Here is a 13,136-nt window from a genome sequence, read left to right as displayed (position 1 = left end):
CGGGCCGGTGGGTCAGGTGCGCACCCGTTCGGGTGCCGACAACGGGTGGATCACTCTGCAGCGTTTCCTGAGGTTCCTCGGCGATCTCCCACAGCCGCCTGTCTGTTTGGACCGAGTGACGGTGGCGAATCTCGAGCACTATCGCGCACTGCAGCTCAAAAGAACCACTGCGACGCGCGTGACCCAACAGATGGCTGCAGTGAAACTGATACTTCGCCACCTGCCGGTCACCCGATTGCACTGGGAGGTCGCAGAATACGTAGCGCGACCGGGTGACTTCCATGAACCTCACCGACCCGGGGCCGGCGCGGCTCCCGGATACTCGGACCGCGAGTTCATGGCGATCATGGCAGCGGCACGTTCGGACGTCGCTGCCCTTCGCGGGCGGCTGCGGTCGTCGCGGCGATTGCTGTCCGTGTTCGAGCTGCAGCCGCACACGCTTTCAGCGGCAGAACGCGAGCGAGCCGCGCATCTGGCGGAGATGGCGAGCACCGGTGCCGTCACACCACCGCAACGCCCGAGCACTGTCTCCGGATCTGTCACCGACCTGGCCGGATGGCTGACGAAGGCCGGTCAACTATTTCTCACGACCCGCGACGTGCTGCCCCTGCTCGTGCTGGGCGTCGGACTCAGTGGCCGTAACAGCGAAACAATCAAGGAGCTTTCGCCCGAGCACCGCGTTCTGGAGGATCGCGCGGTAGCGGTCAACGTGATCAAGCGCCGGCGAGGAAAGGCTCGTACCTGCGAAACAGTGCACTGGGAGGGCGGCCCGAACGACTCCGGACTGCACACCCCCGGCGGCTTCTTCCTACTGCTCCACGAGTTGACCAGCAGTAGCAGAGCATTCAGCGGTAGCCGACGGGTGTGGTCCATTTGGACACGTGACAACATGCGAGGAACAGCGGACTTCATCCGGACGCGCTCGGCAGCCAACGGTCACATCGACCCTTTCGATCTGCAGGTTGGCCGATGGCTCGAGCATCGCAAGTGGGTTGCGCAGCATGGTCTGACAGCCGACGGCAATGGTCCGGGGGCGGAACCGTTGGTGTTGTCGATGAACCGTCTGAAAACCACGGTGGAAGTGCGTCGAACACGCGCTGTCGGAGGGCATCTCAGGTCTGCGTCGAGAACGAACACGCCGGATGTGTCATTTCTGCACTACCTGCGTAGCGATCCTAGGGTGCGTGACTGGGCCGATGAGGTACTCACCGAAGCACTCCACGAGGCAGAACACAATGCTCATGCCTTCCGTGGGAGAATTCTCGGACCCACTGGGGCGGCTGCATTCGTGTCGGATCCAACTGGCACCGCCGCCGGACTGGGTGTTTCGGTCGATCAGATCCGGCGCGCAGTCGACGGCGAACTGGACACCTTGGTGAGTTCGTGTCTGGACTTCGAGCACAGCCCATTCAGCGGCGGCGGAGTGTGTGGGGTGTCCTTCCTGACCTGCCTGCGCTGCCCGAACGCGTTGGTCACCGAACGCCACCTCCCCCACCTTTTCTCGTTGCTCGACTGGCTTCAACGTGATCTCGACCAACGCGACATCGACGATTGGTGTGGTCGGCACGGCGTCACTTGGCTGATCATCACCCGCCTGATACTTCCCAAATTTACTGATGCGCAACAGGAACAGGCCCGCGCCGCGAAACCTGACGACCTACCCGCCGACCTGCTCGACGGATTGAAGGAACTCGCATGAGCTTGCCAGCACCCCACCCCGGGCCAGCACGGATATCTGCCGAAACGCTGGTGCTCGGGGACCGAACTTTGCGACCGGGCGCGGTACTCGAAGACACGGCACGCTTTTCGGACATGGTGTGGAGGCTGGGACCCGCACAGCGACAACAACACCAGAAGCAGATATCCATCGACTTCACCAATGTTCCTAAGAGTTTTCGCGAGGTCGCGAAACAGGTTACTTACGCATTGCTCCGGGCGGATCGTCCTCGCGGGTGCGAACGCATCAAGGCGATCGACACGGTCGCAAACCTGTCCGGGCAAGTGGGTGCGGTCCTGCGCTGGGTCGACAACCGTGGCCTACGCTCGATCTCCGCGATCACGCGCGACGACCTACGGGCCTTCAAGCAGCATGTGCACGAGCTCCGCCTCACCGACGGAAGCAGAGCGCACCTTCCGCGGGCCTTTCAGCTGCTGTGGCTCTGCCGTGCACACCTCGATGATCCTTTGACCTTCGATCCGGCCGCCGCCCTCGATACACCCCGGTCCGGACACTCCCAGCACGGACACGAGAACGAGACCGCCCGCATACCCGAGCAGGTGCACGCACCGCTACTGGTCTGGGCCATGCGATGGGTCGACGATTTCGCACCCGATGTGCTCCGCGCCGGGGCAGAGTGGCACACGCTGCAAAGACCCCCGGCCGCGCCGGGACAAGATCGCCGAGGGCCGCAGACAGACACACGGGCCAACGTCGCGGCGATCTCCCGGGTAATAGCTCGCTATCGCGGTGAACGACGCGCGCTTCCGGCCTACCAAGGAACGGTGAATTTGAGTCACCTGCGCCGCGAAGCCAATCTCGGCCGCTCGGTCGTCGGCCCGACCCGGCCCGCCGGCGCGGTCATCATCGCTGCCGTCGCCGAGCTCGGGATCGACGACGACACCTACCTGCGGGCACCGATCGACGGACTGTTGGACGGACAACTCTGGCGGGGACGGATCCGATATGCGGAACTCGAAGAACTCACCAGGATGCTGTACATCGCCTGCTACATCGTGATCATCTACCTCTCCGGCATGCGGGACAGCGAGGTCAAACACCTACAGCGAGGATGCGTATCGGTATGGCGGGACGACACCGGAAAGGTCGCAAGGCACCGGATAACCGGAGTGGCGTTCAAAGGTGAACGACAGGCCACCGGGGTCGCCGCCACCTGGGTCGTTACCGCGCCTGCACAACGGGCAGTTGCAGTCCTGGAACGGTTGCAACCCACGACGGAGAAATACCTGTTTGCGCTGCCCCCGACCTCGAGAAGAAGCGGCAGCCCGCGGCCCAACCATGTGAAATCTACCGCTGCCACGAACCGCGACCTGGCCGACTTCGTAAGTTGGATCGACAAATTCAGCAGCAAACTCGGTCACCGCGATCGGATTCCCGAGGTCAATGGCGCGGCATGGAAGCTGAGCAGCCGACAGTTCCGGCGAACCCTGGCCTGGTACATCGCGAGACGCCCCGGCGGGAGCATCGCCGGGGCACTGCAATATCGCCACGTGCGCGTCCAGATGTTCGAGGGCTACGCCGGCACCTCCCAGTCGGGGTTCCGCGACGAAGCCGAAGACGACATCGCCCGCGGCGACAAGCTCGCCGACCTGATCACCAACCCGGATCTGCACCGTCTGACCGGACCCGCCGCCGCCGAGGCAGAACGACGGCTCGCTGAATTCGAGCGTCACGTTCGATTCGACGGCACGGTCATCAACGACCCCAAACGAATGCAACGCCACATGGCACGTCACGACCCCCACATCTACCCAGGCGAATTCGTGACCTGCGTCCACAACCCCGACCGCGCGCTCTGCCGACGAAGCGACGGACGAGACGGACCGTCACTGCCGGACTGCCAACCACTGCGCTGCCGCAACGCAGCACTGACCACCGGCAACCGCGAGCAGATGAAGGAAGCGCTGCAGTCCTACGACCGCGAACTCTCCGACACCGTCCGTCTGGGCCCCTATGTTCGTCACCGCCTCCAACTCAAACGATCCGAAATCGCAGAATTCCTCACCGACGAGCACAACGTTTCACTCACAGCACCGTGAAGAAACCACTCCCCGATGACGCCGCAGTCCAGGCCGCGATGGATGGCGTGCTTACCGAATGCGAAACATCGGGGCGTCGAGCAACCGTCACCTCGGTAGAGGACCGTCTCGGCATTACCCACGCGACGTTCTACCGGAACTATCCCGCCCTCATCACCTGGTTCCAGCAACAAAACAAGAGTCGGGCAGCGACACAGGTCAGCCGAAAAGACAGTGCAGCAGACGATCTCGCTCGACTGCGGCGCGATAACTCCGACCTGAAAAAGCTAGTGGCGATCTACGCGAACGCAATCCGTCAACTCACCCTCGACAACGCAGCGATGACAGCGGAGCTCGATAAGACGTCCGGCGTCACCACACTCAGACCTCGATGAAGCTGGCACCTTCTCCAGCCCAACTCCGATCCGCGTCGGCCGTAGCCGTGACCTCGCTGGTCAGGTTGACATATCGCGTGCCCAAACGCTTCCCGGGCGGATACGCAAGCCAGTGGCCAACGCGAATGGAGCGAAGCCTTGAGCCCAATGCGACAATCTCACCCCACCTCGAAGCTCCGGCGACTCCGGTGTTGCAGCTCTCGTGCCCGGACCGGCTCACACCCGCCCCGAGTTACCGCCACCGCTCTGAGCTGTAGGTCTAGATCGCAGGGTCAGGCGGTTTTGCGAATCACTGTTGTGGCGTACTCGACCGATCCTGGCCGTCTGCCAGGACGTTCGGGAACAGAGCAGTGAGAAGAGTTGAATACGCGGTATTCCAAGTCCATTGCGCCGCAACCCAACTGCGTCCGCGTTCACCCATCGCGCGGGCGCGGACCGGGTTGTCGAGGAGTTCGACGATGGCTTGGGTCAATTGCTCGACGTCTTTGACTACATAGCCAGTTCGGCCTGCCTGCACGGTTTCGGGGGCACCTCCGGAATCACCCGCGATGATCGGCAGTCCCATGGCGGAGGCCTCCAGGTATGCGATACCGAGTCCCTCCTCTTCGAGTCCCAGGCGACGCGTTCGGCACGGCATCGCGAAGATCGTGGCGCCGGCGAGGACTTGCGCAACGAGCTCGTGCGGAAGTCCCCCAACGAAGGTCACCGCGTTCTCCACGCCCTTTGTCCGGGCCAGACGCTGCAGACGTCGACGGTCAGGGCCGTCGCCGACGAGAAGCAACGTGGTGTCGGGATGTCGTTCCAGAACCGCAGGAAGCGCACGAATCAACGAGTCCTGGCCTTTCCGCGGGACGAGACGCGCGGTGCACACGATCACGCCGCTGTTGCCGTCCGGGGATGGATCGGGGCCCGCCACGGAGCCGCGCACGGGGTTGAATTGTTCGACGTCGACGCCCGGGCTCAAACGCACCAACGCTGTATCGGGCGTAACCGCTGGCAGGATTGCGCGGTAGGTATGGCCGGAGATGTACGTCAGCACGTCGACCCAACGGCCAATTGTGTGCAATCCCCACCGCGTCAAAGGAACCTTGGCCCACCATGTTTCATGCCCGTGAGTGGTGGCGACGACCCGCTTCACCCCGCAGGCCCGAAGCGCGGGAGCGATCAGGCCCAGGGGAGCTGCGGCAGCGATCCACGCGGTATCGCAGCCGTGTTCGAGCGCGATTCGACCTGCCCTGCGCATCACCCGTCCCGTCGGAAGCAGGGTTCGGCTGCGGTCCCGTATGACCAAGAATGGAAGCGAAGCGTCGTATGCGGCTGCTCCGCGTTCCGCCGAGGTGTAGACCACGATCGACTCGGACGGAAAGCGGTGAGCCATTTCCGATGCGAACGTTTCGATGCCGCCCTGCCTCGGCGGGAAGTCGTTGGTCACGATCAAGGTCCGGCTCATGCCGCGACCCGCTCGCTTTCACGATTGGGACTCGAGACGGCGGTGTCCGTTCCGGGAACCCTCGCAATCCACGCCATTCCCCAGAACATCAAAGGGTAGGCGAAGTACCCGAACCTGGCCGAAGGGGCAAGAAGGAACAGCACGGTGAGCCCGAGTGCAGCGATCGAGCAGGCCGCCGCGAACGTGCGCGGTGGTTTCACGCACAGTCTGATTCCGATGACGATGGCACCGACGAAAAGTGCGAGCAAAGAAACGATGTGGCCGTACTCGCCCGCTTCCGCCAACGCGCCGCCGATCACCGACGAGCCTGCCGGAGTCGGAACGTCTGCGCGACCGAGTGGGAACAACACCGTGTGCTCCACCAGTGCGCCGCCATCGAGGATCACTGGAGGAACGACTACCGCTCCCGCCAGAGCAACGGACACCGCACTGACCCGCACTGCTGACCATGTACCGGCGCGTTGACGATGTAGTACCAACGCGACGATGGCTACCGGCCATGCGGTCCACTTCAGTGCGCATGCGAACGCCAACACAGCAGCCGCGGCCCATCGGCGGTCTGCCGCCATCAGCGCCAAACCGAGCAGACAAGCACCGATGACCGGCAGATCCACCCCACCTGTGCACAGCGGAATCGCGATGAGAGGGGACGCTGTGAGAAGCCCGAGCTTCCCGAACGACTCCTGATCGATTCGTCCCCGGTCGGATCTCGTCAGCCGAACAACGATGAGCACACAGGCGGCGAAGAACACTCCGAACCAGACTCTGGGGTCCCCGAGCGGACCCTCCAGGACGACGCCAGGCAGCCCGAACAACGCCATCGCCGGAAGGTACGGGTTGTACTGAGTCAGCTCGTGAGGGTCATTGACATATGGACTGCCGGTGTCGAGCAAGTGGCGGGCCGAGTCGATGACTACTGCAACCTCGAGCTGCGCGAGTGCGCCCCCGATCAGCACGATCATCGGAACCAACACAGCGCCCAACACAGCGACACCAGCCGCTCGAGGTCGATTACGTGATCGCAACAGGACCGCACCCGCAGCGAGATAGCCAGTGACAGCGCACACTCCCCACACCCGATGCGTGGTCAATTCGGTGGTCATCACGTACACGGCCGTGTACGCGGCGAGTGCCACGTAGATCCCGACGAGTAGGCGGTCCCGACCGACAATGCTACGAGAATCCCTCTGTAAGAGCATGTTTCGACGCTACAAAGACAGTGGGACTATGTCGTCACGCATCGGAGCCAAACTCGGCATCCCCCGGAGGAGCTAGTCGAGTCGGTGGGAGAGTTCATTTTCGTAGTAGAAAACGACAGCCTGCGTCCGGTCACGAAGGTCGAGCTTGGTGAGAATCCGCCCGACGTGGGTCTTCACTGTCTCCTCCGCCAGCACGAGATCGGACGCGATCTCTCGATTCGACAGACCCGTGGCCAGAGCGTCCAACACGTCGAGCTCTCGGGGAGTCAACGCCGACACTGCGGCGGTGTTCGGGCGACCGCGCCGACGCCGGGCGAACTCCGAGATGAGCCGGGTTGTGACAGTCGGTGCCAGCATCGATTCCCCGGACGCGACTGTGCGGACGCCCCGGACGAAATCCGCTGCGGTGGATTGCTTGAGCAGAAACCCGCTTGCACCGACACTGAGCGCTTCGTACACGTAATCGTCGAGGTCGAACGTCGTGAGCATCAGCACGCGGATCGAGTTCGTCCTCTCGCCCTGTGATGCGAGGATCTGCTCGGTCGCCCGGATTCCATCGAGCACTGGCATTCGGATGTCCATCACGACAACGTCGGGCCGCAGGCTGACAGCAAGATCGACGGCCTCCGCACCGTTCGCGGCCTCACCGACCACGACGATGTCAGGTTCGGCCCTGAGTACGGCTGCGATTCCGTCGCGCACCAATTCCTGGTCGTCCGCCAGCAGAACCCTGATGGTCATCGGCGGCGCTCCACTGCGCTCGGATCATCGCCAATGTTACTGCGTGGTGGGATGTTTCGTCCGCGAACTGGGAAGATTACAGACACCTCGAATCGTCCGTTCTTCGTCATCCCGGCAGTCATGCTTCCGCCGAATGCGGCTGCCCGCTCGGAGATACCGACAAGTCCGTGTCCTCGGCCTCTCGAATCGGCGGACACCTGTTCGGTTTCGTTGCCGACAGTCACCCGAAGCTCGTCGTTCGTGCGGGTCACGCGTATCTCAACCTTCGTGCCGGGTGCGTGACGTGCTGCATTGGCGAGCGATTCCTGGAGGATGCGGTAGACGGTAGTGGACAGCGCTTCCGGCAGCGTGTCGAGCTCCCCGTCCGTATACAACGTGACGTGGGCTCCGGCCGCGCTCCATTGGCTCACAAGGGCGCCGATGTCGGACAGGTTCGGTGCCGGTGAGTGTTCAGTTGCCTCGTCCGGGTCACGAAGGACCTCGATAACCTGGCGCATCTCGGTCAGTGCGGTTGCCGATGCGCGATGTATGTCGTCGAACGTCGCAATCGCCTCGGGTGGGAGGTCGGGGCTCTTGAACCGTGCGGCCTGTGCCTGCACCGCGATCATCGACATGTGGTGCGCCACTACATCGTGCAGTTCCCGTGCGATCCGCGCCCGCTCTTCGATCACCGCCTGACGCCGCTCCTGTCCCATGCGGAGCTGCTGTTCGTCCGCCAGGGCGGTTTCCGCCGACGACAGTCGCATCATGACCACTCCCGCGACGGTGATCGCAGCCAACGTCGCGGCAATGATCAGCAAAGCGAACGGTGGCATCTTCACCGTCAAGACAGTCGGGACCACGACCGCCAGGAAGGACACGAGGGCGACCGCGGCTCCCACGTTCGGCGGATGCACTCGGGCCACTCGATACAGGGCGAGCCCCGCCGCAATGCAACTTGCCGCCGGCCATGGGAAAACCTCTTCCTGAACCAGCCCTGACAGCGTTCCGGCGAACATCCCGAGTGCGATCAACTGCCAGGTCAGCAGAGGTGCCACCCGGATCAGAAGGAGGGGAAGTGTCTGAACAGCGCCGAGGACGTAACTGGCGGCGACCGAGTTGACCATACTCGTCAGTTGACCTATCGCAGTACCGAACAGCACGGCGACAAGCACCGCTCCAGCTGCAAGCGCCATGAATCTCGGCCGACTACCAGGCTCGTCGGTCCGCCCTCTCATTGTGGGCAACGTCGGGCGCAGGGCCGTTTTGATTCCGGCTGTCAGTTCGGCAATCACCGACACGACCCTACTTTGAGAAGATCCGCTTCAAATCGAAGATTGCGCGGCCGCCCACGATGCAGTCGTGGGCGCGCGGCGAAGCTGATCGCAGACAGCTTCTAGATCGACTGTGGACGGTGACACAGGTTGAACGACCTACGGCGAGCCGGACATAGCCCTTGTCGTTGCCCTCAGCCACGTTCGGGTGACATACTCGAATGGTCAGGAGCGACGCCGTGGTGGTGCTACGGGGTTTCCGGCAAATCCTCCACTATTTCGGCTGTCCCTGCTTGGCAACCAGTCCGGCAGTGCCACGTGCACTCCTGGTCGCCCGGCTCGGCCCGGCTCTCAAACGAGAAGGCGGCACCATCATGACCAGCTACAGCGTAATGAAGGCATCACACGACCGGGCAGCGGTAATCGCGACGTGGCCGGGCTTCGACTCAGAAGAACATTCCATCAAGATCACCACCGTCGCCAGCGCCTCGTACGCTCACAGCCTTGCTTTTTACCTCACTCAACTATCGGAATCCGCATGGGACGCAGCTATGTGGCTCGACACCTACCCAGAGATAGCCACGGCCATATCGAAATTGATCGTGCAGCTCCGAACATCCAATAGAATTGGGCCACAAACAGTTTCGACCGACGGCCTGCGCCATGGAGAAACGTGGACGTCCTCGGCACTGGCAGAGCAGCTCGTCGACGACTACTTCATCTCCCTACTCGACGACCTGACCACCACACAACGACTCTCTGTTGCCGATGAACTCGAAACCGACGCTGACGAACGACGCGACCTACTCGACCACACTCGCGACGAATACGAAACCGACAGCAGAGTCAATCAAGCCGGCCTGGTCACCCGCGTTCAAGAATTCGGCTCCATAGGACCTCTACCCGAAGGCGCATCCGGCTACCTACGCACCTGCTACAGCGAAGGACTCGATTTCGGAGACCGATTGAGGGCCGCGAAACAAATCCGACGGATGGAACAACTCGTCGCTGCATGCAACCATCACGGCGGACGCGCACGGGCACATACCGATCCCTGCGAGGCACACTGCGTTGTCGCTGTGCACCCCGGGAAAATCAGCGACGGCGACACACCGTGCTACATCACTCCCGTTCGCTTCGGACCGCACACACATTCCCCGGGCAGACCCAACCCGTACGGCAAGCTGCGCATACGTCGCGGCCACGAGTGGATCGCCGAGGTCGACCCAGATGACACTGCAGGTTTTGTCACCGCCCTTGGTGACTGGGCTGGAACCTTCGCGTCGTAGTGCCTGAGGCCCAAAATCGGCTCTGCGGCCAACTGCCCGAGGGCGGCAAGGGAAGGAGACCTCGTCGACGCCCGCAATCACCTCGCACACGGCGATGAACCCCGCATTTGCAAACGGCCAGAGAACGAATGGTTCGCACTCTACGAATCCACCCTCACGTTGTTGGCATTGGTGGCGATGACGAAGCCGGCGTATTCGAGGCGGTGCAACTTCGTGCACTTCGACGCGGTGCTCTACGACGAGCAGGTGTCGATCGCAGAGAACGCGCGTTGAACCGTCCGTTGGGTAAGGCCCGGCCAGGCTGCCGATCGTGCTGGGGCGGGCTCTAGGGGTGCTGTGTAGCTGTCTGGTGCGCGAGTGCCACGGTGCTTACGGCCTAGCTTCCAGGGCGGCTGGGGTCGTTGTGCGGCCTTGCCCCTGCTGCGCCAGTCTGCCTGTTCGTGGTCAGTTCGGAAGTTCGCAGTCGATGGTTGCACTGCACACCAACCCGGCCAGGCGCGAGGGTGCCTGCAGGCGGCACAGGTGGGCTCACCTCCTTAGGGTGATTGGGTGAAAGCAATGCGTGGAGATCGCCCCTGGAGCCGCATCGCAGGCCTGGTGTGCGGTGCACTCGCCGTCATTTTCGGCACCTTTTCCCTCCACCGGACGGGGTGGACCGTAGATCGGGTCTTCCAGGAGTTCTGGGTAGCCACAGCTCTCATAGGCCTTGTATTGGGCTGTGCCGCGATCGGGTGCCCCATCAGCGATTTCTGGCGTGCACGTCCACGCAAAAGAGACTGGGCATGGTCCATGGCCGTAGCGCTCGGCCTGGTCGCCGTCCTTGCTCTGACGAGTACCCACACCAACGTGGATCTGGGCTCGCTGCCGGCATGGGTCTCGGCAGGTGGTGCTCTGTTCACCGCCGCAGGCGTCGTACTCGCCCTCCGGTCGTACCAATCGACGCGGCATTCGGACCTGGAGGACCAGGCGAACCAGGTCCGACTACTGCACATGCTCCCGTGGCCCGACGGCCTCGACGCGAACCGAAAGCAACAGTGGCGCACAGAATTCACCAATCGCAGCAAGGACCCGCTGTACGAGATCGAAATTCACGGCTTCCGCGCCCAGGTCGAAGACGACGCTGACGCGGTGAATATGCGGGCGTTCGCAGAGACAGCCCTGTCGGAGGACACACCGATCAGATCGGGTGGTTGGCGGAGGCAGGCCGTGCTCGAGGCGGGTGAAACGTTCAATATCCGGTGGGAATCAGACGATCCCGCCGAGCAGAACCCGGCTCCCGCATTCGTTAGCATCTGGTACTCGGCAATGGACGCCAACGGCCGCTACTGGAACGTCGTCGACAACAACGAACCCGAGAAAGTGCCCCGCCCGTCCCGTCGCCTCGGATGACACGAGCAAAGGCTCACACCCCCAGCCGCGGAAGCACACTCGACGATGTCAGCCCTCTGCTTCTCCCCCTGGGCGGCTCAGACACCATCCGAGGTAACCGGAAGAACGTCGAACTCAGCGTCGCGGATCACCGATAGATCGAACGCGTCCGAACCGTCGACCGGTGCAACGAGAATCGTCTGACCCTCATCTGGGGCTGTGATGATCCGCCCCCACTTCTCAGGCTCGTAGCGGACGAGCCCGAAGCGATAATTCCCGAGGTGACGGCCTCGGGCGGTGACGACACGAGCCGGGTCGATAAGCATGTTCGTAGCCATAATCGCACCGTACCCGAACACGGAAAGCCATAGTGCACAACACCATCAAGCATCAAAGACCTGCCGAACAATGGCAAGTTGCTGGTCGCGTTGTGTTCGCGATGACCCGAGGCTTCTACCGTCGAAATCCCCGCCGAGGGTCACGTGGCTCGTGTCCGTCCATGGCCGTGAACCACGTATCGCATGGAAAGACACGTAGACCGTGTGCCGCTGTCGCCGGGTGATAGAACACCTCGACATCGCGGTCGCCCATCAGAACGTCTGTGACGGCGTCCCAGTCGACGTCCCGCGGATGGGACGCCAGTACGGCAACATCGTCGCCATACACCTCATCGGCCAGCGCTGCGGCGGCTTGGGCGATGACGATCATGAGCGCGAGCTGTTCGGCGATCGTGTGAGGCCGGGGTAGCCGACCAGCGTCGAGGTCCTGAGCCAAGTCGTCGAAAGATCGGGCCATCTGACGTCGCCACAGAGCGGACTCGGCGAATGTGCATTCGGGAAGTCGGTTCAACAAATACCACCACCGCACCGTGTCGACCGGATCATCACCGCGCTCCTCGACGTCGTCGTACGCCATGTCGGCGCACACCCACGCGTGGATCCGTAACAACTCCCGCTGCCGATCAGTCAGTGAGAACCGCGGCACAAATCGGCGAATGTGCATTCGGGAAGTCGGTTCAACAAATACCACCACCGCACCGTGTCGACCGGATCATCACCGCGCTCCTCGACGTCGTCGTACGCCATGTCGGCGCACACCCACGCGTGGATCCGTAACAACTCCCGCTGCCGATCAGTCAGTGAGAACCGCGGCACAAACTCGATGACATCGCCCATGGTCGTCCATGCTGCCCGCCCCAGAACTGATCTGCGCACGGATCGACCACATCCGCACGTCGACCCGTGCATGCAGGAATACGCGCACGTCTGCATGCAGATCGGATACCACGTACCAGCCAGGGTCACTCGGCAGTGAGCTACCAGGACAGCCGGAAGCTCCTCAGATCATTCGATTCGATGGTGTCACCGTCCCACGCGAATCGATCGTCGGGCAGTTCAGCGTGTTCGGTCAGTTTCTCGAGGTGGAGCGCCTTGCTGTGATCGCGGCTGCTTAGGCTCGCGATGAGGCCGGTTCCATCGTCGATGACGATTGTCGTGGTGAGTCCAGTGGGCGATGTCAGCTCGGTCGACCATGCCGGACGGTCAGCGTGGTCGATCGCCGTCGGGCCCTGGGTGACGTGCTGAGGTGGTGTGCGCCGAGTCAGGAGTGAACGCGGGCCGAAGAGATCTCGCGGGGTGAACAGTGCGCCGAGGCGGATCAGGCTGGTGGTGCGTTGGTGGACCATC

General features: G+C 62.8%; 11 protein-coding genes and 1 pseudogene. 5 read left to right on the top strand and 7 right to left on the bottom strand.

Features of this window, described 5'->3' with window-relative positions; genetic code table 11:
• The 3 genes from CH256_RS12220 to CH256_RS12210 form a co-directional block, all read left to right on the top strand.
• The coding region (locus tag CH256_RS12220; RefSeq protein WP_218829135.1) for a hypothetical protein at nt 1-1,699 on the top strand (1,699 nt) is incomplete at its 5' end.
• Nucleotides 1,696-3,777 (top strand): hypothetical protein, encoded by a 2,082-nt coding sequence (locus CH256_RS12215; RefSeq protein ID WP_015586193.1) that lies wholly within the window; start codon nt 1,696-1,698, stop codon nt 3,775-3,777. The genes CH256_RS12220 and CH256_RS12215, both read left to right, overlap by 4 nt.
• A complete protein-coding gene (locus tag CH256_RS12210) occupies nt 3,774-4,151 on the top strand; it encodes a hypothetical protein (protein WP_015586192.1) in 378 nt (125 codons plus the stop codon). Before CH256_RS12215 ends, CH256_RS12210 begins: the two co-directional genes overlap by 4 nt.
• A gap of 289 nt (nt 4,152-4,440) precedes the next feature.
• Here CH256_RS12210 and CH256_RS12205 read toward each other — a convergent pair whose 3' ends face one another.
• From CH256_RS12205 to CH256_RS12190, 4 genes are all read right to left on the bottom strand, one after another.
• Nucleotides 4,441-5,601, bottom strand: a complete 1,161-nt coding sequence (locus tag CH256_RS12205) for a glycosyltransferase family 4 protein (protein ID WP_015586190.1) — start codon at nt 5,599-5,601, stop codon at nt 4,441-4,443.
• Complete coding sequence (locus CH256_RS12200) at nt 5,598-6,800, bottom strand: glycosyltransferase 87 family protein (protein WP_015586189.1); 1,203 nt, start codon at nt 6,798-6,800, stop codon at nt 5,598-5,600. The genes CH256_RS12205 and CH256_RS12200 overlap by 4 nt, the downstream gene beginning before the upstream one ends.
• A 72-nt stretch (nt 6,801-6,872) precedes the next feature.
• Nucleotides 6,873-7,541, bottom strand: coding sequence for a response regulator (locus CH256_RS12195; protein WP_032375872.1), 669 nt, complete (start codon nt 7,539-7,541; stop codon nt 6,873-6,875).
• Nucleotides 7,538-8,716: a sensor histidine kinase gene (locus CH256_RS12190; protein ID WP_139278552.1), complete on the bottom strand. Its 1,179-nt coding sequence runs from the start codon at nt 8,714-8,716 to the stop codon at nt 7,538-7,540. The genes CH256_RS12195 and CH256_RS12190 overlap by 4 nt, the downstream gene beginning before the upstream one ends.
• 389 nt (nt 8,717-9,105) lie before the next feature.
• Between CH256_RS12190 and CH256_RS12185 the strand changes: the two genes are divergently transcribed.
• Together CH256_RS12185 and CH256_RS12180 are read left to right on the top strand one after the other, a co-directional pair.
• A complete protein-coding gene (locus CH256_RS12185; protein WP_032407140.1) occupies nt 9,106-10,083 on the top strand; it encodes a hypothetical protein in 978 nt (325 codons plus the stop codon).
• 789 nt (nt 10,084-10,872) lie between these two features.
• Nucleotides 10,873-11,472, top strand: coding sequence for a hypothetical protein (locus CH256_RS12180; protein WP_037186477.1), 600 nt, complete (start codon nt 10,873-10,875; stop codon nt 11,470-11,472).
• A gap of 77 nt (nt 11,473-11,549) precedes the next feature.
• Here CH256_RS12180 and CH256_RS12175 read toward each other — a convergent pair whose 3' ends face one another.
• The 3 genes and pseudogenes from CH256_RS12175 to CH256_RS28075 form a co-directional block, all read right to left on the bottom strand.
• Nucleotides 11,550-11,810, bottom strand: coding sequence for a hypothetical protein (locus tag CH256_RS12175; protein ID WP_032375870.1), 261 nt, complete (start codon nt 11,808-11,810; stop codon nt 11,550-11,552).
• Nucleotides 11,811-11,904: 94 nt separating this feature from the next.
• Nucleotides 11,905-12,366, bottom strand: a complete 462-nt coding sequence (locus CH256_RS12170) for a hypothetical protein (protein ID WP_094717151.1) — start codon at nt 12,364-12,366, stop codon at nt 11,905-11,907.
• Nucleotides 12,367-12,766: 400 nt separating this feature from the next.
• A pseudogene (locus CH256_RS28075) lies at nt 12,767-13,136 on the bottom strand (hypothetical protein); the annotation flags it as partial.

The sequence above is a fragment of the Rhodococcus sp. 05-2254-6 genome (assembly GCF_002258565.1).
Lineage (GTDB): Bacteria > Actinomycetota > Actinomycetes > Mycobacteriales > Mycobacteriaceae > Rhodococcoides.
Note: the sequence above shows the minus strand (reverse complement) of the source record. Positions and strands in the feature narration are given on the sequence as shown.